This window comes from Cellulomonas sp. APG4, from assembly GCF_009996735.1.
Lineage (GTDB): Bacteria > Actinomycetota > Actinomycetes > Actinomycetales > Cellulomonadaceae > Actinotalea.
The window spans coordinates 25,939-52,062 of sequence record NZ_JAACYI010000021.1 but is presented as its reverse complement, the minus strand read 5'-3'; the positions used below and the strand labels follow the sequence as shown (position 1 = coordinate 52,062).

Sequence of the window (26,124 nt, the reverse complement as noted above, 5' to 3'; positions counted from 1 at the left end):
GTGACCGACGTCGTCGTCGTCGGGGCCGGGGTCGCCGGGCTGGTCGCGGCCCGCAACCTCGCCCGCGCGGGACGTCGGGTGACCGTGCTCGAGGAGGGCGCCGCGCCCGGCGGCAGCGTCGCGGGGCACACCGTGGACGGGCTGCGGCTCGACGCGGGCGCCGAGTCGTACGCGACCCGCTCGGACGTGGTCGCGCAGCTCGTGGCCGAGCTGGGCCTGGCCGACGACGTCGTGACACCCGTGCCCGAGGGCGCGTGGGTGCACCTGCCCGACGGCACCGTGCCGCTGCCGCGCACCGGCGTGCTCGGCATCCCCGGCCGCCCCTGGGCGGCGGACGTGCGGCGCGCCGTCGGGCCCGTGGGAGCGCTGCGCGCGAGCGTCGACCGTGTGCTGCCCGCCCGGGTGGGTGCGCACGCCGGCGACCTGGGCAGCCTCGTGCGCACCCGGATGGGCCGCCGTGTGCTCGACAGGCTCGTGGCACCCGTGGTCGAGGGCGTGCACGCGGCACACCCCGACCAGGTCGAGGTGCTGCCCGGCCTGCTGCCGGGCCTGCGTCGTACGGGCTCGCTCGCGGGTGCGGTCGCCGGGATGCGCGCCGCGGCGCCGGCCGGCTCGGCGGTCGCGGGCCTGCGCGGAGGGCTGCACCGCCTGGTCGAGGCGCTGGTCGCGGACCTCGCGGCGCTGGACGTCGAGGTGCGCACGGGGGACGCGGCGACCCGGCTCGAGCGCGCGGGCCACGGCTGGCGCGTGCACACGGCCGACGGCCCGCTCGGTACCGGGCGGGTGCTGCTCGCGGTTCCCGGTCACGTCGCTCTCGCGCTGCTGCGGCCCGTGGGACTGGGCGACACGGACGACGACGTCGTGCCCGTGCCCGCGCCCGTGGTACTCGTGACGCTCGTGCTCGACGCACCCGAGCTGGACCGCGCGCCACGCGGCACCGGCGTGCTGGTCGCGACCGGGGCACCCGGGGTCACGGCCAAGGCGCTCACGCACGTGACCGCGAAGTGGGCCTGGGTGCGCGACGTGGCCGGGCCGGGACGGCACGTGGTGCGCCTGTCCTACGGCCGGCCCGGCGACGGCCCACCCGAGGTGGACGTCACGACCGCGCTCTCCGACGCGTCGACCCTGCTGGGGGTGCCGCTCGAGGGCCGGCTGCGAGCGCACGCCGTCACCACGTGGGCCACCGGGCTGCCGCGGCCGCGTCCGGGCCACTCGGCGCGGATCGCGACGCTCCGCAAGGACCTCGCGGGCACGGGGCTGGCGGTGTGCGGCTCGTGGGCCGCGGGCACCGGCCTGGTCGCGGTGGTCGGCGACGCGCGCACCGCAGCGGTCTCCCTGCTCTGACGGGCGCCCCCGGGCCTGGTCCCACGCCCGGCACCCCCGGGCAGCCCCGGCCCGACGCCGCTCCCTGGCGGCGAGGCCGTACATCTGCAGCGAGGGCGTACACGCGCATGTACGCCCTCGCCGCGGATGTACGGCTTCGCGAGTGGAGGCGGGGTCGGGGGTGGGGTCGGGGTCCGTGGGGCCGGGGTCGGTGAGTGACTGGGGCCCGGGGCGGCGGGGGTGGGGTCCGGGGCGGCGGGGTGGGCGTTGTGAGGCGGGTCACGGAAATGTGCGACCTGACAATTCGTCGGAATGTTCTGACGCATTGTCAGAACATTCTGGCCGGGTTCCCGGGCCCCGTTCGATTTCCGCATTCGCGACTCCTGACGGAGACTTTGGGCCATGACCGAGCCCAGCCCTGCTGCGTCCTCCTACGACTCGCCCGCGGCTCCCGACGCGGGTGCCTGGACCCTGTGGACCGTGCTGCGCCGCCCCGCCGGCGCACCGGTCGCGACCCCCACCGGGACCGGGCCGGTGCTCGCCGACGCTGCCGCTCAGACGCCCGACGGCGTGACGCTCCGCGGGCTGTACGACGTCTCGGGCCTGCGCGCGGACGCGGACCTGATGGTCTGGCTCACCGGGCAGAGCGCGGAGGCGCTCCAGGCCGAGATCCGTCGCCTGCGCCGCACCACCGAGCTCGAGGCCCTGCTGCCCTCGTGGTCCGCGATGGGCGTGCACCGCACGGCCGAGTTCAGCGCGAACCACGAGCCCGCGTACATGCGCGACACGCAGCCCAAGGACTGGCTGACGGTCTACCCCTTCGTCCGCTCGTACGAGTGGTACCTGCTGCCCACCGACGAGCGCCGCGCGATGCTCGCCGAGCACGGCCGCAAGGGGCGCGTGTTCTCCCAGGTGCTCTCGAACACCGTCGCCGCGTTCTCGCTGGGCGACTACGAGTGGCTCCTGGGCCTCGAGGCCGACGACCTCGTGGACCTGGTGGACCTCATGCGCGACCTGCGCGCCACCGACGCCCGCCGCCACGTGCGCGAGGAGGTCCCGTTCTACACGGGCCGACGCATCGAGGCCGACGAGGTCGCGGGGGTCGTGCTGTGAGCGCCCCGACCCTGCCCACCGGAGGTGCCGCCGTGAACCCCGAGTCCCTGCCCCACGCCGAGCCCGAGGCCCCGAGCGCCTACGACGCCGTGCTGCTCGTCTCGTTCGGCGGCCCCGAGGGCCAGGACGACGTGCTGCCCTTCCTGCGCAACGTCACACGCGGCCGCGGCATCCCGGATGAGCGCCTCGAGGAGGTCGCGCACCACTACCGCGCGTTCGGCGGCGTGAGCCCGATCAACGACCAGAACCGGGCGCTCCGCGCAGCCCTCCAGGCCGAGATCGACCAGCGCGGCCTCGAGCTGCCCGTGCTCTGGGGCAACCGCAACTGGGACCCGTACCTCACCGACGCGCTGCGCGAGGCGCACGCCGCGGGCCACCGCCGCCTGCTCGCCGTCGTGACCAGCGCCTACTCGTCCTACTCGGGCTGCCGCCAGTACCGCGAGGACCTCGCGCGCGCTCTCGAGGAGACGGGCCTCGCCGGTGAGATGCACATCGACAAGGTGCGCCAGTACTTCGACCACCCGGGCTTCGTCGCACCGTTCGTCGACGGCGTCCAGGGTGCGCTCGAGCGCGCCGAGCAGGGCGGTGTGGACCTCGCGAGCACGCACGTGCTCTTCGTGACCCACTCGATCCCCACGCAGGCCGCGCTCGCGTCGGGGCCGCCCGAGGCCGAGCTGGGCCCCGAGGGCGCCTACGGCGCGCAGCACCGCGCGGTGGCCGAGGTGGTCATGACCGCCGTCGGACGCGACGTGCCCTGGTCGCTCGTCTACCAGTCGCGCAGCGGCGCCCCGAGCACCCCGTGGCTCGAGCCCGACGTCAACGACGCGATCACCGAGCTCGCCGGGCAGGGCACGAAGGCCGTGGTGATCGTGCCGCTCGGCTTCGTGTCGGACCACATGGAGGTGCTGTGGGACCTCGACGAGGAGGCGCTCACGACGGCGCGTGAGGCGGACCTGTGGGCCGAGCGCGTGCCGACCCCCGGGGTGGACCCGGCGTTCGTGCGCGGGCTCGTGGACCTCGTCACCGAGCGGGTCGAGGGCCAGGATGGTGGGGTGCGCCCCGCCCTGACCGCCCTCGGCCCCTGGTACGACGTGTGCCGTCCCGGCTGCTGCGCCGGCCGTGAGGTGCGACCCGCCGTGGCAGGCCTCGCGCCGTGATCCGGCTCGGCACGCGCGGGAGCCTGCTGGCGACGACCCAGTCGGGTCACGTCGCCGACGCCCTCGGGTGGCTGCTGGGCACCGGTGAGGTCGAGCTCGTCACGATCCGCACCGAGGGCGACCGACTGCGCGGCTCGCTCGCAGCGCTGGGCGGGGCGGGCGTCTTCGTCGCGGCCCTGCGCGAGGCCCTCCTCGAGGACCGCTGCGACCTCGCGGTGCACTCGCTCAAGGACCTCCCGACGGCGCCCGCCCCCGGCCTCGCGCTCGCTGCGGTCCCCGCGCGTGAGGAGCCCCGTGACGCGCTGTGCGCACGCGACGGGATGCATCTGAAGGACCTGCCCGACGGCGCCCGTGTGGGCACCGGTTCGCCGCGGCGGGCGGCCCAGCTGCGCGCGGCACGGCTCGACCTCGAGGTGGTCGACATCCGCGGCAACGTCGGCACGCGCCTGGGCCGCGTGCCCGGCCTGGGCCACGACGGGCCGGGCGACCTGGACGCCGTCGTGCTCGCGGCGGCCGGGCTCGAGCGCCTCGGCATGATCGGTGTCGCGAGCGAGGTGCTCGACCGGCACGTGCTGACCCCCGCCCCCGGGCAGGGTGCGCTCGCCGTCGAGGTGCGCGCGGGCGACGAGCTGGGCGAGCTGGTCGCGCGGCTCGACGACCTGACCTCACGGCTCGAGGTGACCGCCGAGCGCTCGCTGCTCGCAACCCTCGAGGCCGGCTGCGCCGCGCCGATCGGGGCGCTCGCCCGGGTCGAGGCCGGTGACCTGGTGCTCGAGGCCGTGGTGTGCCGGCCCGACGGCGGTGCGCAGGTGCGCACCGAGCAGCGTCTGCCCCTCCCGCACGGCGTCGTGGGTGTCGACGGCGCGACGCACCACGACCCGCAGGCACCGGTCTGGGCCCTCGAGGTCGCCGTCCGCCTGGGCGCCGACGTCGCGCACCGCCTGCTCGACGACGGCGCGGCCGAGCTCGCCCCCCTCGTCGACGGGCGGCGCTGACGTGGGGCGGCTCACGGGCCGCCGCGTGCTGGTGCCGCGCGGGGGCGAGTGGGGTGAGCGCGTGGGCGCGCTGCTCGAGGCCGAGGGTGCGCAGGCCGTCGTGCTGCCGATGCTCCGCTTCGAGGACGCACCGGACGTGGAGGACGTCGACGACGCGATCCTGCATCTCGCGGCCGGCCGGTACGCGTGGCTCACCGTGACGAGCGCGACCACGGTGGCCGCGCTGTCCGCACGCGCCGTCACCGTCGCCCCGGGCACCCCCGCCGACGTGCTGCCACGCGTCCTGGGCGGGGCGCGCGTCGCCGCCGTCGGGCCGGGCACCGCGCGTGCCCTCGAGCGCGCGGGCGTGACGCCGGACCTGGTGCCCACGGGTGAACGCTCGGCGCGCGGGCTGGTGGCCGAGTTCCCCGCACCCGCCGCGACGCCGTCGTCGGCTGCGCAGCTGCGCGTGCTCGCGCCGCACTCCGACCTCGCCGAGCCGACCCTCGTCGACGGGCTGCGCGCCGCGGGGTGGCAGGTGGACGAGGTGATCGCCTACCGCACCGTCACGGGTGACACCCCCGACGAGGCCGTGCGCACCGCGTGGCGCGACGGCGGGTTCGACGCCGTGCTGCTGAGCTCGGCGAGCACCGTGACGGCGCTGCTCGAGCTGGTGGGCGCGCCGCCCGCCGCCACAACCGTGTGCTGCATCGGCCCGCGCACCGAGCGTGCGGCCCTCGACGCCGGTCTCGCCGTGCACGTGCGTCCCGCGCACGCCTCGGCCGAGGACATGGTCGAGGCCCTCGCGACCCACCTCGCCGAGCAGGCCCACGACCACGACCAGCCCACCCCCGACCCACGTGTCGACGAGGAGCGCCCATGAGCATGCCCGTCCGACCCCGCCGCCTGCGCCGCACCCCGGCGCTGCGGCGCCTGGTCGCCGAGACCCACGTGCAGCCCGCGCAGCTCGTGCTGCCGATGTTCGTGCGTGAGGACGCGACCGAGCCCGTGCCGATCACCTCGATGCCCGGCCAGGTGCAGCACACGCGCGACAGCCTGCGCCGCGCCGTGACCGAGGCCGCGGCGGCGGGCGTGGGCGGCGTGATGCTGTTCGGCGTGCCCGCCGAGCGCGACGCGACCGGCACCGCCGCGTGCCGGCCCGACGGCGTGCTCAACGCGGCCCTGCGCGACGTCGTCGCCGAGGTGGGTGACGCGCTCGTCGTCCAGGCGGACCTGTGCCTCGACGAGTTCACCGACCACGGCCACTGCGGCGTGCTCGACTCCCGGCCAGGGCGCGAGGGCACGGTCGACAACGACGCGACGCTCGAGATCTACGGGCAGATGGCGGTCGCCCAGGCCGAGGCCGGCGCCCACCTGCTCGGCCTCAGCGGGATGATGGACGGCCAGGTGGCGGCGGTGCGCGACGCGCTCGACGCGGCCGGGCACGACGACGTCGTCCTGCTCGCGTACGCGGCCAAGTACGCCTCGGCGTTCTACGGTCCGTTCCGCGAGGCGGTCGACTCGGCGCTGACCGGCGACCGGCGCACCTACCAGCTGGACCCGGCGAACCGTCGCGAGGGTCTGCGCGAGGTCGAGCTCGACCTCGCCGAGGGTGCGGACGTCGTGATGGTCAAGCCCGCGGGCTCCTACCTCGACGTGCTCGCCGAGGTCGCCGCGATGAGCGACGTGCCGGTGTGGGCGTACCAGGTGTCGGGTGAGTACGCGATGGTCGAGGCCGCGGCCGCGCAGGGATGGATCGACCGACGCGGGGCGATCACCGAGTCGGTGCTGGGCATCCGCCGTGCGGGGGCCGACGCCGTGCTGACGTACTGGGCGACCGAGCTGGCCGGATGGCTGCGGGAGGGACACGCATGACGACCAACCACGACGCGTTCGAGCGGGCGCGGCTCGCGCTGCCCGGAGGCGTGAGCTCGCCCGTGCGCGCGTACGGCTCGGTGGGCGGCGACCCGCGGTTCCTCGCGAGCGCGCGCGGCCCGTACGTGACCGACGTCGAGGGCCACGAGTACGTGGACCTCGTCGCGTCGTGGGGCCCGGCGATCCTGGGCCACGCGCACCCCGAGGTGGTCGCGGCCGTGCAGGAGGCCGCCGCGCGCGGGCTCTCGTTCGGCGCACCGACCCTGGCCGAGGTCGAGCTCGCCGAGGAGGTGCGCCGGCGCGTGCCGTTCACCGAGCGGCTCCGGCTGGTCTCGACGGGTACCGAAGCGACCATGACGGCGGTGCGGCTCGCGCGCGGCGTGACCGGCCGGCCGCTCGTGGTCAAGTTCGCGGGCTGCTACCACGGGCACTCCGACGGCCTGCTGGCCGCCGCAGGCTCGGGCGTCGCGACCCTGGGCCTGCCGGGCTCCGCGGGCGTGACCGAGGCGACGGCTGCCGAGACCCTGGTGCTGCCGTACAACGACCCCGACGCGGTGGCCGACGCGTTCGCGGTGCACGGCCCGCGCATCGCCGCGGTGATCACCGAGGCCGCACCCGCGAACATGGGCGTGGTGCCGCCCGCGCCCGGCTTCAACGCCGCGCTGCGCCGGATCACGGCCGAGCACGGCGCGCTGCTGATCCTCGACGAGGTGCTCACGGGCTTCCGCGTGGGCCCGGCCGGGTGGTGGGGCCTCGAGGGTGCGGCCGAGGGCTGGGAGCCGGACCTTGTGACGTTCGGCAAGGTCATCGGCGGCGGCCTGCCGGTCGCGGCGCTCGGCGGGCCGGCCACCGTGATGGACCAGCTCGCGCCCGCAGGCCCGGTGTACCAGGCGGGCACGCTCAGCGGGAACCCCGTGGCCGTGGCCGCGGGCCTCGCGACGCTGCGCCTGGCCGACGACGCCGTCTACGCACGGCTCGACGCGACCGCGGCGAGGTTGCGCGACGCCGTCGGGCACGCGTTCGCCGAGGCCGGGGTGCCGCACGTGGTGCAGCACGCGGGCAACCTGTTCTCGCCGTTCCTGGGCGAGGCCCCCGCGCGCGACGGCGTGCGCGACTACGCGGCCGCGCAGGCGCAGGACGTCGCGGCCCACCGCCGCTTCTTCCACGCGATGCTCGAGGCGGGCGTCGCCCTGCCGCCCTCGGCCTACGAAGCCTGGTTCGTCACGGCCGCCCACGACGACGACGCCCTGACGCGGATCCTCGACGCCCTCCCCGCGGCCGCGCGCGCGGCGGCCTAGCCACCGAGGTGTGGAGAGTTGCTCACGCTATGCGTGAGGAAGTCTCCACACCTCAGTCCCAGGGGAGGTAGAAGCTCAGGACGTCGCCGCGCACCGGCGGGAAGAGCGTGTCGTAGAGCTCCGGGTCGGGGCCCGGGTAGACGTCGGGGCGGCGGCGCGCGAGCGCGTGCATGCCGCAGCCCAGGAGCAGCGCCCCGAGCTGGTCGGGCGCCACGCCCGCGCCGCCCAGTGAGGCGGGCCACTGCAGCCGTCCGCCCACCTGCGGCGTACCGAGCGCGCCGTCGTCCGCCACCGGGATCCGGACGTGCTCGGCGAAGGTCGACACCAGGATCTCGGTGCCCGTGCGGTCGAGGCCGGCCTCGGACAGGCGCCGCGTCAGCACCGGGCGCAACGCGTCGAGCACCGGGCCGAGCGCCGGGACACGCACGTAGTACTGCTCGGGGTACTCGCTCGCGGGGCCGAGCCGGGCGGCCCAGCGGCGACCCGTCACGGTGAGCTCACGGTGCACCACGCGCAGCTGCTCGCCCGGGCGCAGGCCGACGACGGCGCGCAGCAGCGCGTCGGCCGCGTCGTCGTCCCGGGCGGCGGGGTCGGCGAGCAGCACGGCGCCGTCGTCGGAGCGCAGCCGCACGCTCGCGACCACCTCCTCGTGCTCGCCGTCCTGCTCCGCGGCGCCACGGCGCACGAGCACCCACAGCGCGCTCGCCGGGGTGCCGCGCAGCCAGTCCCAGCGGGCACGCGGGTGCGCGACGGCGACGTCGTAGGGCTGCTGGGCGAGGTCCTGGAGCCCGGCGAGGGCGTCGACGTCGTCGGCCTCGGCGGGGCGAAGCCGGTACGGACCCGGCTCACCCGGCCCGAGCGGCTCGGGCAGGTCCACCACCTCGCGGGCGGGCGGCATGTCGATCGCGTACTCGTAGCCGAAGCGTCGGTACACGTACGGGATCCCGATCATCACCTGGAGGAGGTGGCCGCGCGTCGCCGAGAGCTCGTGCGCCCACTCCATGAGCGCGCGCATGAGGCCGCGACCCTCGTGGTCCTCGTGCGTCGCGACCAGCTCGACCTGGCCCGCGGGCAGCACCACGTCCCCCACCCGCACCGTCTCGTCGAGCAGCGTCGCGGTCGCGACCACGCGGTCCCCGTCGACGACGACCGCGCTCGTCCCCCACCCGGCGGCGGGGTCCTCCACCACCAGGCGGTGATCGACGTCGTCCCCCTCCTCACCCCGGTCGACGAGGAGCGCCGCGACCTGCTCCAGGTCGCCGGGCCGGGTGGTGCGCAGGGTCAGGCCGTCGGGAAGCATGCCGCGAGTCTGCCCCTGCACGGGGCCGAGGCCCAGCAGATTGCGCCGGTCAGGGCTGCGGCACGACCACGGGCACGGGCTCGAGGCGGCGGGTCGCCAGGTGGGCGCGGACGGACCACGCGACGGCGGCGACCCAGACGGCCGCGATCGAGCCGAGGACGACGGCCGTGACCGACGGCGTGGCCGCGAGCAGGTCCGAGCGCAGCAGCGTGCGGGTGTTGGTCAGCACGATCACGCCGCCGACGGCGGAGCCGAGCACGCGTGCGGGCACGTGGCGCACGAGCCACGCGGCGATCGGTGCGGCCACCAGGCCGCCGGCGAGCAGCGCGAGCGCCCAGGTGCCGTCGATGCCTGCGGTGCCGAGCGAGAAGAGGAAGCCCGCCGAGGCCGCGACCGCGACGAGGAACTCGCTCGTGTCGATCGAGCCGACCACCTTGCGCGGCTCGAGCCGGCCCGAGGCCAGCAGGGCCGGCGTGCCCACCGGGCCCCAGCCCCCGCCACCGGTCGAGTCGACGAACCCGGCCACCAGGCCGAGCGGCGTGAGGAAGCGGCGGCGCAGGGGCACGTCGCTGCGCACCACGGGCAGCGTGAAGAACGTGAAGCGGCCCAGCAGGTAGAGACCGAGCGCGAGGAGCACGAGCGCCATGACCGGCGTCGCGGCCTCGGTGGACAGGCGCGAGAGGAAGGTCGCACCCGCGAACGCGCCGATCGCGCCCGGGACACCGACCCGCAGCACGACGCGCCAGTCGACGTTGCCGAACCGCCAGTGCGCGGCGCCGGAGGCGAGGGTGGTGCCGATCTCGGCGAGGTGCACGGTCGCCGACGCCGCCGCGGGGTTGGTGCCGACCGCGAGAAGCAGGGTGGTCGACGTGACGCCGTAGGCCATGCCCAGGCTCCCGTCGACGAGCTGGGCTCCGAGCCCGACGAGGGCCAGGACGAGGAGGGTGCGCATGGTGGTCTCCGATGGTCGGGATCTCTCTCGACCATCTTGACCGTCTTTGTCCAGTTTTGTCGCTCACCCGGGCGGGTGAAAAGGGGCGAATCGGACAGTCAGGGGTTGTCCCAGGCGCCCCCGCGCTGGGCGAGCTCACGCACCGGGGCCGGCAGCCGCCCCTCGACGAGCTCCGCGAGGGTCACCTTGTCGAGGACGTCGCGCACGCTCACCCGGAGCGCGACCCACAGCTCGAGCAGCGACGCGGCCGAGCCCTCGTACTCGAGGCTCGGCGGGCGCTCGTCACGCACGGTCAGCAGCGGGCCGTCGACCGCGCGGATGATCTCGCCGACGACGACGGCGCTCGCCGGGCGGGCGAGACGGTGGCCCCCCGCGCGGCCGCGCACGCTCGCGACGACGCCCGCGCGGCGCAGGTCACCCATGATCCGCTCGAGGAAGGTGACCGGCAGGCCCTGGCGCGCGGCGAGGTCCTCGACCCGCACCGGGGCGCCGTCGGGCGCGATCGCGAGCTCGGCGCACGCCCGCACCGCGTAGTCCGCCTTGGCCGAGACGCGCATGCCGCGAGCGTAGCGGCGGGGACGGACGTCCCGGGCCGCGGCCCTCGCGTGGAATACCCTAGGGGGGTAGGGTGTTGGCCAGGGCACGGCACCACGACGGAGGACCACGATGGCGGGCTACACCGGGACCAAGGACGAGTACCTCGCGCGGCTGCGCCGCGTCGAGGGGCAGGTGCGCGGGATCGCGCGCATGGTGGACGAGGACACCTACTGCATCGACGTGCTGACCCAGGTGGCCGCGGTGACCAAGGCGCTTGAGGCCGTGAGCCTCGGGCTGCTCGAGGACCACCTCACACACTGCGTGGTCGACGCCGCACGTCAGTCCCCCGAGGCCGGGCAGGCCAAGATCCGCGAGGCCTCCGACGCGATCGCGCGTCTCGTCCGCAGCTGACCAGCACGACCGGCACGACAGAAGCACCACCCACCGAAGAAGGAGCACCTCATGAGCACCCAGACCATCAACGTCGGCGTCCAGGGCATGACCTGCGGCCACTGCGTCCGCTCGGTCGACGAGGAGCTGCGCGCGCTGCCCGGCGTGACCGACGTGCACGTGGACCTCGTCTCGGGCGCGACCAGCCAGGTCACGATCACCTCCGAGCAGCCGCTGTCCGACGACGACGTCAAGGCCGCCGTCGAGGAGGCCGGCTACCAGGTCGCTCCCCCGCGTTCGCTCCTCTGAGGGAGCGACGCCACCCGCAGCACCCCCGCCCGGGCGAACCCCGGCGCACCACCCACCACAGGACGTGAGGACATGACCCACCCAGTCGCACCGGCAGGAGCCACGGACGCACGCGTCGTCGTCGGCTCGCTCGACCTCGCCGTCGAGGGGATGACGTGCGCCTCGTGCGTGGCGCGGGTCGAGAAGAAGATCAACAAGGTCGAGGGGGCCACGGCCACCGTCAACCTCGCGACCGAGTCCGCGCACGTCGAGCTGAGCGCCGACGTGGACCCGGCCGAGGTGGTGCGTGCGGTCGAGGCCGCGGGCTACACCGCGACCCTCGTGCGCCGCAGCGGCGGCACCGACGCCGAGCACGCGCTCTCGGGCCACTCGATGGGCGAGGGCCACCACATGGACGAGGACGAGGACACCTCGGCACCCGTCGCGGACCGGGGTGCGGACCTGCGCCGTCGTCTGCTGGTCGCGGCCGTGCTGACGGCCCCCGTGCTCGTGCTCTCGATGGTGCCCGCGCTCCAGTTCGCGGGCTGGCAGTGGGTCGTCACGGCCCTCGCGCTGCCCGTGGTGACCTGGGCCGCGTGGCCGTTCCACCGGGCCGCGGCCCGGGCCGCACGCCACGGAGCCTCGACCATGGACACGCTCGTGTCCCTGGGCGTGATCGCCGCGAGCGCGTGGTCGCTGTGGGCCGTGCTGCTGGGCGGCGCGGGCGAGATCGGCATGCGGATGGAGCCCACGCTCATCCCGCGGTTCGGCGTGGGCCACACCGGCATGCCCGAGCTGTACTTCGAGGTCGCGGCCGTGGTCACGACCTTCCTGCTCGCGGGCCGCTACGCCGAGCACCGGTCACGGCGCCGCGCGGGCGACGCCCTGCGCACGCTGCTCGAGCTGGGTGCGACCGACGTGGCCGTGCTGCGCGAGGTGGACGGGCGCCGCGTCGAGGAGCGCCGCCCGGTCGAGACCCTCGCGGTGGGCGACCTGTTCGCGGTGCGCCCGGGTGAGAAGGTCGCGACCGACGGCGTGGTGGTCGAGGGCACGAGCGCCGTCGACACCTCGCTGCTCACGGGTGAGCCCGTGCCGGTGGACGTGGCGCCGGGCTCGCAGGTCACCGGCGCGACCGTGAACACCTCGGGCTACCTCGTGGTGCGCGCGACCCGCGTGGGCGAGGAGACGATGCTCGCCCAGATCGGCCGGCTCGTGGCCCAGGCCCAGACGGGCAAGGCACCCGTGCAGCGGCTGGCCGACCGCATCTCGGCCGTGTTCGTGCCCGTGGTCATCGTGATCGCGCTCGGCACGCTCGCGGTGTGGCTGCTCACCGGCGGCGGGTCGCAGGCCGCGTTCACCGCGGCCGTCGCGGTGCTGATCATCGCCTGCCCGTGCGCCCTGGGTCTAGCGACCCCCACCGCCCTGCTGGTGGGCACGGGCCGCGGTGCGCAGCTCGGCATCCTCATCAAGGGGCCGGAGATCCTCGAGCAGACGCGCCGCGTCGACACCGTGGTGCTCGACAAGACGGGCACCGTCACCGAGGGCCGCATGCAGCTGGTCGACGTGCTGCCCGCCGAGGGCGTGACGCGCGACGAGGTGCTCCGGTTCGCCGGGGCGGTCGAGGAGCGCAGCGAGCACCCGATCGCCCAGGCGATCGCGGCGGCCCGGCCCGCGGCCCCGCAGGCGACCGCCGAGGCGGGCGCCGACGGCGTGCAGATCGGCAGCGACCAGGTCACCGAGTTCGCGAACGAGGCCGGGCGCGGCGTCGTCGGCGTGGTCCGCACCGCGCACAGCGGGCTCGACCTGGGCCGGCGCGTGCTCGTGGGACGGCCTGCGTGGCTGCGCGAGCAGGGCGTCGTGACCGAGGGCCTCGACGCCGCGTTCACGGCGGCCGAGGCCGACGGCGCGACGGCGGTCATGGCGGCGTGGAACGGCACCGCGCAGGGCGTGCTCGTGCTGCGCGACCCGGTCAAGGCGACCTCGGTCGCGGCCGTCGCCGAGCTGCGTGCGCTGGGCCTCGAGCCCGTGCTGCTCACGGGCGACAACGCGGGAGCCGCCCGTGCCGTGGCCGCCCAGGTGGGCATCACCGAGGTGGTCGCCGAGGTGCTGCCGGCCGACAAGGTCGAGAAGGTGCGTGAGCTCCAGGCCGCGGGCCGCACGGTCGCGATGGTCGGTGACGGCGTCAACGACGCCGCGGCCCTCGCCCAGGCGGACCTGGGGCTCGCGATGGGTACCGGGACCGACGTCGCGATCGAGGCGGCGGACCTCACGCTCGTGCGCGGGGACCTCGCCTCGGCCGGGCAGTCGATCCGGCTCTCGCGCCGCACGCTGCGGATCATCAAGCAGAACCTGTTCTGGGCGTTCGCCTACAACGTCGCGGCGATCCCGCTCGCGGCGCTGGGCCTGCTCAACCCGATGATCGCGGGCGCCGCGATGGCGTTCTCCTCGGTGCTCGTGGTGACGAACTCGCTGCGCCTGCGCCGTTTCGCCTGAGCGCACCCGCGACACGTACGACGGCCGCCGTCGGGCCCGGAAGGGTTCCGACGGCGGCCGTCGTCGTGTCAGCGGAAGCGGCGCCCCTCGTCGCGCCGGTACGCCCACACCGCGAAGGCCGCGAACAGCGCGCCCCAGGCGAGCAGCACGGGCAGCGCCGCCGCACTCGCCTGCGCGTCGGTGAGCGCCTGCACCAGCAGGTCACGGCCGGCACGGCTCGGCAGCGCCTGGGAGAAGCGGTCGAGCCAGTCCGGGAACACCTCGGGCGGCATGAACAGCCCGCCTGCGAACGCCATCGGGAAGAGCACCACCTGCACCACCGCGATCGCGGCCTTGGAGCTCATCGAGTAGCCGATGCCGAGCCCCAGGCCGAGGAACGGCAGGGCCACCCCGATCACGACGGCGAGGCTCACCAGCGCCTGACCCGCCGTGACCGTGGCCGCCGTGAAGATCCAGGCGATCAGGATCAGCGGCACCAGCCCCAGCAGGGCGAAGCCGCCGCCCGTGAGCATGCGCCCCAGCAGCCGCGGAGCCGGCCCGGCGGGCAGCGTGCGCACGTACGGGTCGAACGGCAGCGCACGGTCCTCCGCGGCGCCCACGCCGAACGTGAACATGCACGTGGACATCACCGAGAACATCGCGAGCTGCCCGACGGCGGCCGTCGCAGCCACCGGGTTCTGCGCGACGGCGCTCTGCGGCACCACGAAGAAGAACATCGCGAGCGACGGGAAGAGCATGGTGCCGAGCACCGCGATGGGGACGCGGACGGTCTCGAGCGCCTGGTAGCGCGCGTGCAGCAGGGTCAGGCCGGCCGTGCTCATGCGACCACCTCCGGGGTCTCGCGCGTCAGGGTGAGGAAGGCCTCCTCGAGGCTCGCGCCGCGCACCTCGAGGCCGTGGAACTCCCGCCCCGAGGTGACGAGCGCACGGACCAACGCGTCGGCGTCGCTCGTGAGCAGCTCGTGCCGGTCGCCCTCACGGCCCGCGTCGACCACGCCGGGAAGCGCCTGGGCGTCGTGATCGGTGATCCCCGGCAGGTGCACGACGACGCGACGCACCGCGACCCGTGCGAGCACCGAGCCGAGGGCGTCGTCGGCGAGCAACCTGCCGTGGCCGATGACGACGACGCGCTGCGCGAGCGCCTCGACCTCCTCGAGGTAGTGACTCGTCAGGAGCACTGTCGCGCCGTCGGCGTGGTAGTCGCGCAGGGCCTGCCACAGCAGGTGACGCGCCTCGACATCGAGGCCGGTGGTGGGCTCGTCGAGCACGACCAGGCGCGGGCGGCCCACGAGGGCGAGCGCGACGGCGAGGCGACGCTTCTGCCCACCCGAGAGCCCGCCGGTCTGGCGGCCGGCCACCTCGGTGAGGCCGAAGCGCTCGAGCAGCTCACCGGCCGGCATCGGGTCCGGGTAGTGGCCCGCGACGAACGCGACCACCTCACCGACCTTGAGCGTGGGCGGCAGGCCGGTCTCCTGCGGGGTGGTGCCGAGCGCGCGGCGGCTCGCCGGGTCGCGCGGGTCGCCGCCGAAGAGGCGCACGACGCCCTCGTCGGGCTTGCGCAGGCCGGTGACGAGGCTCAGCAGCGTCGTCTTGCCGGCGCCGTTGGGGCCGAGCAGGCCCACGAGCTCACCGGGTGGCACGGTCAGGGACACGTCGTCGAGCGCGACCGTGGCGCCGAAGCGACGCGTCACGTGCTCGACCTCGACCACGGGGGTCTGGGTCATCGTTCCTCCTGGGACAGCTGCTGGACGTCGGGTGGGGTGAGCAGCGCCTGGAGCGCCGCGGTGTAGTCCTCGAACGCGCGCCGGCCCGCGCGGGTGGCCTCGACCTGGGTGGACGGCACGCGACCCAGGTGCCCCTTGTGGACGGCGACGTAGCCGGCGTCCTCGAGCTTGCGCAGGTGGGTCGAGAGGTTCCCGGCGGTGGTGTCGAGCAGCGACTGCAGCCGCGGGAACGTCAGGCGGTCGCCCTCGCCGAGGGCCGTGAGGGTGGTCATGATCCGCAGCCGGGCCTGGCTGTGGATCACCGGGTCGAGGCTCATCGCCGCCGCCGCACCTGCTCGGCCACCGCCCCGAGCAGCATGCCGCCGCCCCCGGCGAGCGCCATGACCGCGAGGAGGTGCGGGTAGCCCACGAGGATCGCGACGATCGTCACCGCCGCCACCCACACCCCGAGGACGAACTGGGTGCGGTCGCGCCAGATCGCGCCGCCCGCCATGTACAGCGCGCCGACGGCGAGAGCCGAGCCGCCGCTCATGACGGTCGAGGTGAGGGCCGGGCCGGCGTCGAGGGCGTTGAGCGCGTAGCCCATCGCCCCGTAGCCCGTGAACGTGAGCGCCCAGGCCCAGCCGTACATCGCACCCTGCGTCGCGGACGACCCCCGCACCCCGCCCGAGCGCCGTGCGAGGTGCACCGCGGTGACGACGGCGGCGCTCACCAGGAGGAGCCCGAACGCCAGGCCCGCGTACTGCGGGGCCAGGTCGATCAGCGGCTCGTCGACCGCGACCGCCCACAGCACGCCGAAGCCCAGCAGCCAGGCGGTCCCCCAGACCCCGAACAGCAGGCGCGCGTCGACGTCGACGGCCTCGACCACACGCGCGCGCTGCTCGGCGATGAGGGCGGCGCTCTGCGCGGGGTCGAGGGGCGCGTCGTCGTCGGGCTCGAGCGCGTGTTCGTCGGCGGGGGTCATCAGGCTCCTGTCGTGAGTTGCAGACTAGTTTGTGATGCAAAGTTGTTTGCACAGCATGAGCCTCGCGTGGTCGCGGCGTCAAGGCGCACGTAGGTTGTCCCCGTGCCCGAGCAGCCACAGCCCCCGCGGTCGGCGGCAAGCGTGCCTACGCCCGCGACGGCCGCATCGGCCCCCGCGGGACCGGACGCTGCGGGACCGGACGCAGCTCGACCGTCCGACCCCACGCCGCCGTCGGGGACGCGGCGCCGCCTGGGCGCCGAGGTGTGGATCGTGCTGGGCCTGTCGCTCGCGCAGTCCGCGGTGTACGCGGCCCTGCGCCTGTACGTGCGGTTCACGAGCGAGGTCCCGCTCGCGCAGCAGACGGCGACCCTCAACCCCACCCGCTCAGCGCGACCGTACGTCGACCTCGTCTACCAGCTGCTCGGCATCGGCTTCGCGCTCGTCCCCGTGGCGCTCGCGCTCTACCTGCTGTCGACCCCGGGTCGCAGCGCGCTGCGGCGCATCGGGCTCGACGCCGCCCGCCCGCTGCGTGACCTGGCCGTGGGGCTGGGCCTCGCGGCAGCGATCGGCATTCCCGGGCTGGGCTTCTACGTGCTCGGACGCGTGCTCGGGCTCAACGTGCAGGTGCAGCCCGCGGGCCTCGAGCCGTACTGGTGGGCCGTGCCCGTGCTGATCCTCGCGGCGCTGCAGAACGCGCTGCTCGAGGAGGTCGTGGTGGTCGGCTACCTCATGGAGCGGCTCGGCGAGCTGCGCTGGACGCTGCCGGCGATCCTCGTGACGAGCGCGCTGCTGCGTGGCGCCTACCACCTGTACCAGGGCCCCGGCATGGCCGTGGGCAACGTCGTCATGGGCCTCGCCTTCGGCTGGTACTACCTGCGCACGCGCCGCGTCATGCCCCTCGTGGTCGCGCACACCGCGCTCGACGTCGTCTCGTTCGTGGGCTGGGCCGTGCTGCCCGACCCGTGGCTCGAGGCCCTCGGGGTGGCCTGAGGGCCCTCCGCCGCCTCACCTGCCCAGCAAGCGGCTGCCGCCGTGCTTCTTGTGCACGGCCTGCCGGCTCACGCCGAGCACCTGCGCGATGGCGGCCCACGACGCGCCCCGGTTGCGCGCGCGGCGCACCAGCATCGCCTCCTGCCGCTCGGACTCGGCGCGCAGCTCGACCAGTGCCCGGAGCGCCACGAGCGGGTCGTCACCATCGGCCTGGCCCACCAGTGTGTCCATGCGTCCCATGCGGCCACCTCCCGCGGTGATCGCACCAGCCCGTCGACCCGCGTGTCAACCGTGGATGACACGCGGGTCGACGTCAGCGGCATTTCTCACCCGGCGGACCACCCTCCCGGGGGGTGGCAAAGTCGGACATTCCCGGTGACCATGGATCGGCGTGCTCCCCCCAGCGCACGCAGAGGGTGGCGAACCATGACGCCGGGCAGCAGCGACGGACGAGACGTCCCGTCGTCGCGCGCCCAGGGTGACGTGCTGCCTCCCCACGGCGCGGGCGCGGCCCTGCTCGCGGCGGCGCTCATCGGGCTGGTCGCCCTGCCCGCGCTCCTCGCGCTCCACGTTCGCGGCCTCGTGCTCGGCCCTCCCGTCCTGCTCACCGCGCTCCTCGTCCTCAACGGCGTGCTGCCGAGCGAGCCCGTGCAGCGGTTCCTCGGAGGCGGCTGCCTGCGCAACCGTGCCGTGCTGCGCGTGGCGCTCGGGCTCACGCTGTTCGCCGCGACCGCGTGGACCGCCGGGTGGGCACCCCTGGTCCCGCTCGCGGGCATGGTGCTCGCGGTCGTCCACGTCGAGCGGTCGGGCAGCCGCGTCACCGCCCCGGCGATCGGCCTCATCGCCGCGGTCACGAGCCTGGGCCAGCTCCTCGAGCAGGCCGGGGTGCTCACGAGCGTGCCGCAGCTCGAGGTGAGTCACGCCGTCGCCCTCGCGGGCCTGGTGCTCGGCGCACTGACCGTCGCGATCGTCGGCCTGTCGGTGGCCGACCGCGAGCGCTTCGAGCTCACGCTCGCGCGCACCGAGGCCCGGGTGCGTGCGCTCCTGGACAGCTCGAACGACGTGCTGGTGGTGACCGATCGCGACGGCGTGCTCACCTACGTGAGCCCCGCGGCCGAGCGCACCATGGGCCGCACCCCCGACGAGCTGGTGGGCCGCCACCTGCTCGAGATGGTCGACTCGGAGCACCGGCACCAGGTGCAGCAGCGCCTCGAGCACGTGGTCGCGCGCGGGGGCGGGGCCCGCGCGGCGCTCGACGTGCTCGTGGTCCACGCGAGCCACGAGCGCCGCTGGTACGAGTGGAACGTGCGCAACCTGCTCGACGACCCGTTGGTCGAGGGCCTCGTCGTGGACCAGCGCGACGTGACCGACCGACGTCTGCACTCCGAAGCTCTCGCGCACGCGGCCGCGCACGACGACCTCACCGGGCTGGCCAACCGGCGTGAGCTCATGCGGCGGCTCTCGGCGACCCTGCCGCAGGCCGCGCCCGGGAGCGCCGTCGCGGTGCTGTTCTGCGACCTCGACCACTTCAAGGAGGTCAACGACACGTTGGGTCACGCCGCGGGCGACGACCTGCTGGTGGTGGTCGCGCGCCGGCTGCGCGCGAGCCTGCGCCCGCACGACCACCTGGCACGCCTGGGCGGCGACGAGTTCTGCGCTGTGCTCAGCGAGGTGCGCGACGAGCACGAGGTGCGCGCCGTCGTGGCCCGCCTCGAGGAGGACCTGGGGCGTCCCGTCGCGCTCGGCGGACGACGCGTCGCGGTGCGCGCGAGCATCGGGGTCGCGCTCACGACCGACCCGGCCACCGACCCGGAGCGGCTCTTCGCGCATGCCGACGCCGCGATGTACCGGCTCAAGTACAGCCGGCGCGCGGCCGCCACCGACCGCCTGGGCTGAGGGCGCCGCAGGTCAGGCGACGCGCAGCATCCGGGCGACGCCGACGATCGTCGCGGCAAGGGCCCCGAGCGCGCCGAGCACGATGAGCCACCACGTGCCCGCGCCGTCGGCCCCGACCGGCACCATGCCGAGCAGCACGACACCCATCGCGACCGTCATCACCCCGAGCAGCTCCTGGCTGAGGCGGTAGAGCGTCGGCGCGTTCTCCTCCGTCACCGTGACCGGGTAGTTGTGCACGTGGGGCATCCGCACGAGCACCGTGAGCATCACCTGCAGCACGACCCACAGCGCGACGAGCCCCCAGAGCGCGGCGGGGTCGCCCCAGCCGTCCACCGTGCCGGTCGCGCCGTAGTGCAGCGGCACCTCGTCGGGCAGCGACGGCATGCGCAGCGCCACGACGCCCGCACCGCCCAGCGTGAGCAGCCAGCCCACCGCGACCATCGCCCGCACGTGCGCCGGGACCCGGCCCGCGCGCGGCCGCGCGGCCACCTCACCCATCGACCCACCCCCTCGGGGCACGACCGTACTGAGGTCGGCCGGCGACGTCACACGAGGTCGTGCACCAGGACGGGGCGCACCGCCTCGGCCCAGCGGTCCAGCGCCGTGCCGACGACGCGCGCGTCGGCACCGAGCGGGCGGCTCACCGTGTCGGCGCCCGCGAGCTGGAGGCGGTCGTGGAAGAAGCCCGGCGCGAGCAGGTACGACGCGATGGCGACGCGACGCGCTCCGGAGGCACGCGCGGCGTCGACGGCGGCGGGCACGCGCGGGTAGGCCGCAGACCCGTAGCCCACGGTGACCGGACCGCGCCGTCGTCGGGCGAGTTCGGCCGCGACGCGCTCGACGTCGGCCGTCGCGCGCTCGTCGCTCGAGCCCGCGGCCGCGAGCACGACGGCGTCGTCGGGCAGGGCCCCGGCCTGGTCGAGCCGTTCGTCGAGCAGCTCGACCAGCCGCGGGTCAGGTCCGAGCGCCGGGGCCGCGACGGCGCGCGCGCCCCACGGCTCGACCGCCGCCGCGATGTCCACGTGCACGTGGTACCCGGCCGAGAGCAGCAGCGGGACCACCACCACGGGCGCGCCGTCGTCGGCCCCGCCTTCCTCGACCGCACGACGCACCACGTCCGCGACCTCGGGTTGCTGGACGTCGACGAACGCCTCGCGCACGTCGAGCTCGGGGCGGGCCTCGGCGATGCGCGCGAGGATCGCGAGGATCGTCGCGCGGCCGTCCGGGTCCGCGGTGCCGTGCGAGCAGCCGACGAGGATCACAGGGCCTCCTGGGGGTGGGGGTCGGCGACCGCGAGGCGGTAGCCGCGCTTGACGACGGTCCGGACGAGCTCGCGCGAGGTGGCCTCACGCACGCGGGCGACGGCGACCTCGGCCGCGTGCGGGTCCGTGGACGAGCCGGGCAGGGCGGCCAGCACGGCCTCGCGGGTCACCACCGACCCGCGCGCCTCGACCAGCAGGCGCAGCACCTCGAGGCCCGACGGCGACAGCGGGACCACGCGGCCGTCGAGCACGGCCGCGCCGCGGTGCACCTGGAGCGGCCCGGCCACCGTGGGCAGCGCGTCGGTGCGGCGGGTGTCGTAGTGCGCGACGACTGCCCGCACGAGCGACCCCAGACGGCCGCGGTCCGGGATCAGGGGCTCGATCCCGCGCTCCCGCAGGGGTGCGGCGGTCACGGGGCCGACGGCGGCTGCGAGCACGCAGCCCGAGGTCAGACGCTCGTGCAGCGCGTCGGTGACGCCCGCCTCGTCCGCGGCCGCGAGCCACGCGGCGGCACCCGGGGCGGAGGTGAACGTCACCGCGTCGACCTCGCCCGCCGCGCAGTCACGCACCGAGGCCGTGAGCGCCTGCGGGTCGGGCGGCGGGCCCCAGCGGTAGACCACGAGGCTCTCGACCTCGGCCCCCGCGGCCCGGAACGCCTCGTCGAGGCCGTCCGAGCCCGCGCCGTGGTGCTGCACCGCGACGCGCAGCCCCGCGAGGCCCTCGCCCAGCAGCACCTCGGCGATCTCGGCCGAGGTCTCGGACTCGGCGACCCAGTCGGCCTGGAGGCCCGCGGCCTGGATCGCGCCGCGCGCCTTGGGCCCGCGCGCGACGATCCGCGCGCGGCCGAGCACCTCGAGCAGCGGGTCGAGCAGCCCCACCGCGTCGGCCGACTCGGTCCAGCCTCGGAACCCGATGCCGGTGGTCACGACGACGACGTCGGGCGGGGTCTCGATCACCGCGCGCGTCCCGGCCGCCAGGGCCGCGTCGTCGATGTGCGGGACGATGCTGAGCGCCGGCGCGTGGCGCACCGCGGCCCCGCGGCGCGCGAGGGCCGAGCCCAGCTCCGCGGCCCGGCGGTCGGCGGTCACGAGCACCGTGCAGCCTGCGAGCACCTGCGAGATCGGCTCAGCCATCCGGGACCTCGAGCAGCTCGGGTGCCGCGACCGCCCCCAGCACGAGCACGGCGGGGGCGCGCACCCCCACGAGCGCGGCGTCGGCCACCACGGTGTCGAGCCGCGAGCGCGTGACGCGTTGGCGCGGCGTGGTCCCACGCTCGACGACGGCGACCGGGAGCGTCGGGTCGATACCCGCGCCCAGCGCCGTGGCCACCAGCTCGGGCAGCACCGAGACGCCCATGAGCACCACGAGCGTGCCGCGCTCGCGCAGCACCTCGACGGCGGCCGGGCCCAGGCCGTCGTGACCGTTGATCACCTGGAACGTGCCGGTGACCCCGCGGTGGGTCAGCGGGATGCCGGCGGCCGCTGGCACCGCGAGCGCGCTGCTGACCCCGGGAACCACCTCGACGGGCACGCCGGCCTCGTGGCACGCGAGCACCTCCTCGCCGCCGCGGCCGAAGACGAACGGGTCGCCGCCCTTGAGCCGCACCACGACCTCCCCGCGCTGCGCGCGCTCGACGAGGATCCGGTGGATCTCGTGCTGGGGCACGGGATGGTGGCCCGGGGTCTTGCCGACGTCGACCACCTCGACCTCGGGCGGCAGCTCGTCGAGGATCTCGCGCGGGCCGAGGCGGTCGGCGACCACCACGTGCGCCTCGGCGAGCGCGCGGCGCGCGCGTACCGTGAGCAGGTCCACGTCGCCCGGGCCGCCGCCCACGAGCACCACGCGGCCCTGACCGAGCACGGGCGCACGCCGTCGGCGCTGGTCGACGGTGGGCAGCACCTCGGCGAGCGCGTCGCGCACCGTGGTGCTGCGCCTGGGGTCGGCCGGGCCGGTCGAGACCACGCCCACCAGCAGGTCGCCGCTGCGGGTGGTCGCGGGGGTGCGCGCGGTGCCGTGGGTCACGTCACCCGCGTGCACGCACCAGGCGCGACGCGCGTCGGCCCAGCGCGCGACGGCGTCGTCGACGGACCGGTCGCCGGTCGCGGTGTGCACGAGCCACGCGCCGTCGAGGTCACGCTCCTCGACCTCGCCCTCGCGCCAGCGCACCACCCGGGCGTCGGCGAGCTCGGCGAGCTCCTCGCACAGCTGGGGTGCGACCACCAGCACGTCAGCGCCCGCGACGCGCATCGCCTGCACGCGTCGCGCCGCCACCGGGCCGCCGCCCGCGACCACCACACGCCGTCCGGCGAGCTCGACGCCGAGGAGCGCGGTCACCGGGCCACCTCCGCCGGCCGGGAGCCCACGAGCACGAGCCCCGCCTCGACCCGCACGGGCCACGTGCGCAGGTCGGCCTCGTGGCCCGCCAGCGGCTCGCGGCCCACGCGGTCGAGGCACACGCCGGTGCGCAGGTCGAAGACCTGCTTGTACATCGGCGAGGCGAGGGTGGGGACCTCGCCTCGCGTCCCCACGATGCCGCGCGACATCACGTGCGCACCGCTGAACGGGTCGAGCTGCTGGACCGCGAGGACGACGGGCTCGCTCTCCTGCGCGCCGCTCTCCCCCACGCCGCCGTCGGGCCCGTGCAGGCGGACGAGGGCGACCTGCTCACCCTGGACGAGGGCTGCCGCGCCGCGCTCGGGCAGCAGGTCCGCGAGGTGGCAGACGGCGGTCCAGGCGAGCCGGGACGTGTCGAGCACCGCGGTCATGACCGCACCTCCAGGCTCGGGCCCGCGACCAGCACGGCCTCGCGCTCGGCCGGGGTCGCGGGGCGACGCTGGCCGCGCTCGGGCACATACGCGAGCGACGGGTCGGGGGTGGTGGGCGCGTTGACGAAGGACGCGAACCGCGCGAGCTTCTCGGGGTCGTCGAGCGTCGCGCGCCACTCGTCGGTGTAGGCCTCGACGTGCGCGGCCATCGCGGCGTCGAGCTCGTCCGCGATGCCCAGGCTGTCGTCGAGCACCACGGCCCGCACGCCGTCGAGCCCGCCCTCGACCTCCTCGATCCACGGGGCCGTGCGCTGGAGCCTGTCCGCGGTGCGCACGTAGTACATGAGGAAGCGGTCGATCGTGCGGATCAGCGTGGGGGTGTCCAGGTCCTCCGCGAGCAGCTGCGCGTGCCGCGGCGTGAAGCCGCCGTTGCCGCCCACGTAGACGTTCCAGCCCTTGTCCGTCGCGATCACGCCGACGTCCTTGGCACGGGCCTCGGCGCACTCGCGCGCACACCCCGAGACGCCCAGCTTGATCTTGTGCGGCGAGCGCAGGCCCCGGTACCGCAGCTCGAGCTCGACGGCGAGCGCGACCGAGTCCTGCACTCCGTAGCGGCACCACGTCTGCCCGACGCACGACTTCACGGTGCGCAGCGACTTGCCGTACGCGTGACCGGACTCGAAGCCCGCGTCCACGAGTCGCCGCCAGATGAGCGGGAGCTGCTCGATGCGCGCGCCGAACATGTCGATCCGCTGGCCGCCGGTGATCTTGGTGTAGAGCCCGAAGTCGCGCGCCACCTCACCGACGACGATCAGGCCCTCGGGCGTGACCTCGCCGCCCGGCATGCGCGGGACAACCGAGTACGTGCCGTCCTTCTGCAGGTTGGCCATCACGTGGTCGTTGGTGTCCTGGAGCGTCGCGTTCTCGCCGTCGAGCACGTGGCCCGCGCCCAGCGAGCCGAGGATCGACGCGACCACGGGCTTGCAGATGTCGCAGCCGCGGGCACCCGGCAGGTCGGCCCGGCCGTGCCGCGCGATGATCTCGCTGAAGGTCCGCAGGCCCGTGACGCGCACGGCGTCGAACAGCTGCGCACGCGAGAGGTCGAAGTGCTCGCACAGCGCCTGGCTCACGGTGACGCCCGTGCGCTCGAGCTCGGTCGTGACGAGCTTCTTGACCAGCGGGAGGCACGACCCGCAGCTCGTCCCGGCCTTGGTGCACGCCTTGACCCCCGCGAGGTCGGTGCAGCCGTGCTCGGTGACCGCCGCGCGCACGGTGCCCGCGGTGACGTTGTTGCACGAGCACACCGCGGCGTCGTCGGGCAGGGACGTCTGCGGACGGCCGGTGCCCGCACCCTCGGGCAGCAGGTAGGCGCCCGGGTCGCCGTCGAGCTCGCGTCCCAGCATCGGCCGCAGCGAGGCGTAGGCGGAGGCGTCGCCCACGAGCACCCCGCCGAGCAGGGTCTTCGCGTCGTCGGACAGCACGAGCTTGGTGTAGACGCCCGCCACCGGGTCGGCGTGGACCAGCTCGAGCGCGCCGTCGGTCTGCGCGAACGCGTCGCCGAAGCTCGCGACGTCCACGCCCGTGAGCTTGAGCTTGGTCGCGGTGTCGGCGCCCGGGAACACGGCCGCGCCGCCCAGCAGACGGTCCACGACCACCTCGGCCATCGCGTAGCCGGGGGCGACGAGCCCCAGGCACGAGCCCTGGATGCACGCGACCTCACCCACGGCCCACACGTGCGGGTCCGCGGTGCGGCATGCGTCGTCGACCACCACGCCGCCGCGTGGGCCGATCTCGAGGCCGGCCGCGCGCGCCAGCTCGTCGCGCGGCCGTACGCCCGTCGCGAGCACCACCACGTCGGCGTCGAGGCGCCCGCCGTCGGCGAAGTCCATGCGCCGTACCGCGCCGTCGCGGCCCGGCCGCAGCCGCGTGGTCGACGTGTTGAGCCGCACCGCGACGCCCTTGGCGTTGATGAGCCGGCGCAGCGCCTCGCCCCCACCCTCGTCCACCTGGAGCGGCATGAGCCTCGGGCCGAACTGCACCACCGTGCTCTGCGCGCCCAGGGCCTGCAGCGCGCCCGCGGCCTCGAGCCCCAGCAGGCCACCGCCGACGACGGCGCCCTGGACGGGCCTGCGACGCCGTCGTGCCGTCTCCTCGACCCAGCCGCGCAGCGCCGCGACGTCGTCGACCGTGCGATAGACGAAGACGCCCGGCAGGTCGGTGCCCTCGACGGGCGGGACCGCGGCGGACGAGCCGGTCGCGAGCACGAGCGCGTCGTAGCTCAGCACGGCCTCGGAGCCGACACCGTTGCGCACGGCCGTGACGGTGCGCACCTCGCGGTCCACGGCGGTCACCGTGGTGTCGCGCAGCAGCGTGACGTGCGGATCGGCCCACAGGTCCGGGGTGCCCAGCGCGAGATCCGCGGGGTCTCGGCCCGAGAAGTAGCTCGTGAGGGCCACGCGGTCGTAGGGCGCGCGGGGCTCCTCGGCGACCACGGTGACGTGCCAGGCGCCGTCGGCGTCGCGGTCACGCAGCGCCTCGACGAGCCGGTGGGCGACCATGCCGCCCCCGACCACGACGAGCCGCCGTGCCACCCCCCGGTCCATGTCGTGACCGTAGGGAGCGGAGGTTTCCGTCGCGGTGACGGGGTGTTTCGGCTCTGTCACGTCGTCCTCCCGGCCCCGCCCGGGCGGTCGCCGGGTGGGGCCTGCGACGCTAGGCAGCCGGTGTTTCGCCGCCGGACCTGCCGGGTTACCCGTGGGCAACGGTTCTCGCACAGCCGTGGCGCCGGGCCTGTGAGGTGGGAGCGCGTCCTAGACTCGCGACC

26 protein-coding genes are annotated in these 26,124 nt (G+C 75.4%); 12 read left to right on the top strand and 14 right to left on the bottom strand.

What is annotated here, in order from left to right:
• The 7 genes from GXB85_RS14380 (at position 1) to hemL (ending at position 7,740) form a co-directional block, all read left to right on the top strand.
• Positions 1–1,344: an FAD-dependent oxidoreductase gene (locus GXB85_RS14380; protein ID WP_161918355.1), complete on the top strand. Its 1,344-nt coding sequence runs from the start codon at positions 1–3 to the stop codon at positions 1,342–1,344.
• A gap of 381 nt (positions 1,345–1,725) precedes the next feature.
• Positions 1,726–2,436 (top strand): hydrogen peroxide-dependent heme synthase, encoded by a 711-nt coding sequence (hemQ, locus tag GXB85_RS14375; RefSeq protein ID WP_161918354.1) that lies wholly within the window; start codon positions 1,726–1,728, stop codon positions 2,434–2,436.
• Positions 2,433–3,593 (top strand): ferrochelatase, encoded by a 1,161-nt coding sequence (locus GXB85_RS14370; protein ID WP_161918353.1) that lies wholly within the window; start codon positions 2,433–2,435, stop codon positions 3,591–3,593. The genes hemQ and GXB85_RS14370 overlap by 4 nt, the downstream gene beginning before the upstream one ends.
• Positions 3,590–4,588, top strand: coding sequence for a hydroxymethylbilane synthase (gene hemC / locus GXB85_RS14365; protein WP_161918352.1), 999 nt, complete (start codon positions 3,590–3,592; stop codon positions 4,586–4,588). Before GXB85_RS14370 ends, hemC begins: the two co-directional genes overlap by 4 nt.
• A gap of 1 nt (position 4,589) precedes the next feature.
• Complete coding sequence (locus GXB85_RS14360; protein WP_161918351.1) at positions 4,590–5,450, top strand: uroporphyrinogen-III synthase; 861 nt, start codon at positions 4,590–4,592, stop codon at positions 5,448–5,450.
• Positions 5,447–6,442 (top strand): porphobilinogen synthase, encoded by a 996-nt coding sequence (gene hemB, locus GXB85_RS14355; RefSeq protein ID WP_161918350.1) that lies wholly within the window; start codon positions 5,447–5,449, stop codon positions 6,440–6,442. Before GXB85_RS14360 ends, hemB begins: the two co-directional genes overlap by 4 nt.
• Complete coding sequence (gene hemL, locus GXB85_RS14350; RefSeq protein WP_161918349.1) at positions 6,439–7,740, top strand: glutamate-1-semialdehyde 2,1-aminomutase; 1,302 nt, start codon at positions 6,439–6,441, stop codon at positions 7,738–7,740. The genes hemB and hemL overlap by 4 nt, the downstream gene beginning before the upstream one ends.
• A 52-nt stretch (positions 7,741–7,792) precedes the next feature.
• Here hemL and GXB85_RS14345 read toward each other — a convergent pair whose 3' ends face one another.
• The 3 genes from GXB85_RS14345 to GXB85_RS14335 all read right to left on the bottom strand — a co-directional run bounded on the left by GXB85_RS14345 (position 7,793) and on the right by GXB85_RS14335 (position 10,549).
• Positions 7,793–9,040 carry a GNAT family N-acetyltransferase gene (locus GXB85_RS14345; protein ID WP_161918348.1) on the bottom strand — a complete coding sequence of 416 codons (1,248 nt, stop codon included), beginning with the start codon at positions 9,038–9,040 and terminating at the stop codon, positions 7,793–7,795.
• Between the two features lie 49 nt (positions 9,041–9,089).
• Positions 9,090–9,992 carry a sulfite exporter TauE/SafE family protein gene (locus GXB85_RS14340; protein ID WP_161918347.1) on the bottom strand — a complete coding sequence of 301 codons (903 nt, stop codon included), beginning with the start codon at positions 9,990–9,992 and terminating at the stop codon, positions 9,090–9,092.
• A gap of 98 nt (positions 9,993–10,090) precedes the next feature.
• Complete coding sequence (locus GXB85_RS14335; RefSeq protein WP_161918346.1) at positions 10,091–10,549, bottom strand: Rrf2 family transcriptional regulator; 459 nt, start codon at positions 10,547–10,549, stop codon at positions 10,091–10,093.
• A 109-nt stretch (positions 10,550–10,658) separates the two neighbouring features.
• On the opposite strand from GXB85_RS14335, the gene GXB85_RS14330 reads away from it, so the two are divergent.
• The 3 genes from GXB85_RS14330 (at position 10,659) to GXB85_RS14320 (ending at position 13,700) form a co-directional block, all read left to right on the top strand.
• Positions 10,659–10,940: a metal-sensitive transcriptional regulator gene (locus GXB85_RS14330; RefSeq protein ID WP_161918345.1), complete on the top strand. Its 282-nt coding sequence runs from the start codon at positions 10,659–10,661 to the stop codon at positions 10,938–10,940.
• A gap of 51 nt (positions 10,941–10,991) precedes the next feature.
• Positions 10,992–11,228, top strand: a complete 237-nt coding sequence (locus GXB85_RS14325; protein ID WP_161918344.1) for a heavy-metal-associated domain-containing protein — start codon at positions 10,992–10,994, stop codon at positions 11,226–11,228.
• A gap of 72 nt (positions 11,229–11,300) precedes the next feature.
• The gene (locus GXB85_RS14320) at positions 11,301–13,700 is read left to right on the top strand and encodes a cation-translocating P-type ATPase (protein WP_161918343.1); all 2,400 of its coding nucleotides are present in this window, start codon (positions 11,301–11,303) and stop codon (positions 13,698–13,700) included.
• A 68-nt stretch (positions 13,701–13,768) separates the two neighbouring features.
• Here the strand turns inward: GXB85_RS14320 and GXB85_RS14315 are convergent, their stop codons facing one another.
• From GXB85_RS14315 to GXB85_RS14300, 4 genes are read right to left on the bottom strand one after another with little or no spacing between them, the layout of a single operon-like run.
• Positions 13,769–14,521 (bottom strand): ABC transporter permease, encoded by a 753-nt coding sequence (locus GXB85_RS14315; protein WP_161918342.1) that lies wholly within the window; start codon positions 14,519–14,521, stop codon positions 13,769–13,771.
• Positions 14,518–15,423, bottom strand: a complete 906-nt coding sequence (locus tag GXB85_RS14310; protein ID WP_161918341.1) for an ABC transporter ATP-binding protein — start codon at positions 15,421–15,423, stop codon at positions 14,518–14,520. Before GXB85_RS14310 ends, GXB85_RS14315 begins: the two co-directional genes overlap by 4 nt.
• Positions 15,420–15,740 carry a transcriptional regulator gene (locus tag GXB85_RS14305; RefSeq protein WP_161918340.1) on the bottom strand — a complete coding sequence of 107 codons (321 nt, stop codon included), beginning with the start codon at positions 15,738–15,740 and terminating at the stop codon, positions 15,420–15,422. Before GXB85_RS14305 ends, GXB85_RS14310 begins: the two co-directional genes overlap by 4 nt.
• Positions 15,737–16,387, bottom strand: a complete 651-nt coding sequence (locus tag GXB85_RS14300; RefSeq protein ID WP_161918339.1) for a transporter — start codon at positions 16,385–16,387, stop codon at positions 15,737–15,739. The genes GXB85_RS14305 and GXB85_RS14300 overlap by 4 nt, the downstream gene beginning before the upstream one ends.
• Positions 16,388–16,657: 270 nt before the next feature.
• Between GXB85_RS14300 and GXB85_RS14295 the strand changes: the two genes are divergently transcribed.
• A complete protein-coding gene (locus GXB85_RS14295; protein WP_161918338.1) occupies positions 16,658–17,377 on the top strand; it encodes a CPBP family intramembrane glutamic endopeptidase in 720 nt (239 codons plus the stop codon).
• 15 nt (positions 17,378–17,392) lie between these two features.
• Here the strand turns inward: GXB85_RS14295 and GXB85_RS14290 are convergent, their stop codons facing one another.
• On the bottom strand, positions 17,393–17,617 hold the full coding sequence (locus tag GXB85_RS14290; protein ID WP_161918337.1) for a hypothetical protein: 225 nt from the start codon (positions 17,615–17,617) through the stop codon (positions 17,393–17,395).
• Positions 17,618–17,803: 186 nt separating this feature from the next.
• Here GXB85_RS14290 and GXB85_RS14285 point away from each other — a divergent pair, with 186 nt between their 5' ends.
• Positions 17,804–19,273: a sensor domain-containing diguanylate cyclase gene (locus GXB85_RS14285; protein ID WP_161918336.1), complete on the top strand. Its 1,470-nt coding sequence runs from the start codon at positions 17,804–17,806 to the stop codon at positions 19,271–19,273.
• Between the two features lie 12 nt (positions 19,274–19,285).
• Here GXB85_RS14285 and GXB85_RS14280 read toward each other — a convergent pair whose 3' ends face one another.
• Genes GXB85_RS14280 through nirB form a run of 6 tightly spaced genes read right to left on the bottom strand, consistent with a single transcriptional unit; the run spans position 19,286 to position 25,903 of the window.
• On the bottom strand, positions 19,286–19,771 hold the full coding sequence (locus GXB85_RS14280; protein ID WP_161918335.1) for a DUF1648 domain-containing protein: 486 nt from the start codon (positions 19,769–19,771) through the stop codon (positions 19,286–19,288).
• Positions 19,772–19,818: 47 nt separating this feature from the next.
• On the bottom strand, positions 19,819–20,535 hold the full coding sequence (locus tag GXB85_RS14275; protein WP_370524258.1) for a sirohydrochlorin chelatase: 717 nt from the start codon (positions 20,533–20,535) through the stop codon (positions 19,819–19,821).
• Positions 20,532–21,668, bottom strand: coding sequence for a uroporphyrinogen-III synthase (locus GXB85_RS14270; RefSeq protein ID WP_161918334.1), 1,137 nt, complete (start codon positions 21,666–21,668; stop codon positions 20,532–20,534). The genes GXB85_RS14275 and GXB85_RS14270 overlap by 4 nt, the downstream gene beginning before the upstream one ends.
• Complete coding sequence (cobA, locus tag GXB85_RS14265; protein ID WP_161918333.1) at positions 21,661–22,869, bottom strand: uroporphyrinogen-III C-methyltransferase; 1,209 nt, start codon at positions 22,867–22,869, stop codon at positions 21,661–21,663. The genes GXB85_RS14270 and cobA overlap by 8 nt, the downstream gene beginning before the upstream one ends.
• The gene (locus GXB85_RS14260; protein WP_161918332.1) at positions 22,866–23,300 is read right to left on the bottom strand and encodes a nitrite reductase (NAD(P)H) small subunit family protein; all 435 of its coding nucleotides are present in this window, start codon (positions 23,298–23,300) and stop codon (positions 22,866–22,868) included. Before GXB85_RS14260 ends, cobA begins: the two co-directional genes overlap by 4 nt.
• Positions 23,297–25,903: a nitrite reductase large subunit NirB gene (gene nirB / locus GXB85_RS14255; RefSeq protein ID WP_161918331.1), complete on the bottom strand. Its 2,607-nt coding sequence runs from the start codon at positions 25,901–25,903 to the stop codon at positions 23,297–23,299. The genes GXB85_RS14260 and nirB overlap by 4 nt, the downstream gene beginning before the upstream one ends.
• Positions 25,904–26,124: the final 221 nt, after the last annotated feature.

Coding starts and splice junctions, on each gene's coding strand:
- hemQ (WP_161918354.1), top strand. CDS start 1,726: ATGACCGAGCCCAGCCCTGCTGCGTCCTCCTACGACTCGCCCGCGGCT.
- hemB (WP_161918350.1), top strand. CDS start 5,447: ATGAGCATGCCCGTCCGACCCCGCCGCCTGCGCCGCACCCCGGCGCTG.
- hemL (WP_161918349.1), top strand. CDS start 6,439: ATGACGACCAACCACGACGCGTTCGAGCGGGCGCGGCTCGCGCTGCCC.
- GXB85_RS14345 (WP_161918348.1), bottom strand. CDS start 9,040: ATGCTTCCCGACGGCCTGACCCTGCGCACCACCCGGCCCGGCGACCTG.
- GXB85_RS14340 (WP_161918347.1), bottom strand. CDS start 9,992: ATGCGCACCCTCCTCGTCCTGGCCCTCGTCGGGCTCGGAGCCCAGCTC.
- GXB85_RS14335 (WP_161918346.1), bottom strand. CDS start 10,549: ATGCGCGTCTCGGCCAAGGCGGACTACGCGGTGCGGGCGTGCGCCGAG.
- GXB85_RS14330 (WP_161918345.1), top strand. CDS start 10,659: ATGGCGGGCTACACCGGGACCAAGGACGAGTACCTCGCGCGGCTGCGC.
- GXB85_RS14325 (WP_161918344.1), top strand. CDS start 10,992: ATGAGCACCCAGACCATCAACGTCGGCGTCCAGGGCATGACCTGCGGC.
- GXB85_RS14320 (WP_161918343.1), top strand. CDS start 11,301: ATGACCCACCCAGTCGCACCGGCAGGAGCCACGGACGCACGCGTCGTC.
- GXB85_RS14315 (WP_161918342.1), bottom strand. CDS start 14,521: ATGAGCACGGCCGGCCTGACCCTGCTGCACGCGCGCTACCAGGCGCTC.
- GXB85_RS14310 (WP_161918341.1), bottom strand. CDS start 15,423: ATGACCCAGACCCCCGTGGTCGAGGTCGAGCACGTGACGCGTCGCTTC.
- GXB85_RS14305 (WP_161918340.1), bottom strand. CDS start 15,740: ATGAGCCTCGACCCGGTGATCCACAGCCAGGCCCGGCTGCGGATCATG.
- GXB85_RS14300 (WP_161918339.1), bottom strand. CDS start 16,387: ATGACCCCCGCCGACGAACACGCGCTCGAGCCCGACGACGACGCGCCC.
- GXB85_RS14290 (WP_161918337.1), bottom strand. CDS start 17,617: ATGGGACGCATGGACACACTGGTGGGCCAGGCCGATGGTGACGACCCG.
- GXB85_RS14285 (WP_161918336.1), top strand. CDS start 17,804: ATGACGCCGGGCAGCAGCGACGGACGAGACGTCCCGTCGTCGCGCGCC.
- GXB85_RS14280 (WP_161918335.1), bottom strand. CDS start 19,771: ATGGGTGAGGTGGCCGCGCGGCCGCGCGCGGGCCGGGTCCCGGCGCAC.
- GXB85_RS14270 (WP_161918334.1), bottom strand. CDS start 21,668: ATGGCTGAGCCGATCTCGCAGGTGCTCGCAGGCTGCACGGTGCTCGTG.
- GXB85_RS14260 (WP_161918332.1), bottom strand. CDS start 23,300: ATGACCGCGGTGCTCGACACGTCCCGGCTCGCCTGGACCGCCGTCTGC.
- nirB (WP_161918331.1), bottom strand. CDS start 25,903: ATGGACCGGGGGGTGGCACGGCGGCTCGTCGTGGTCGGGGGCGGCATG.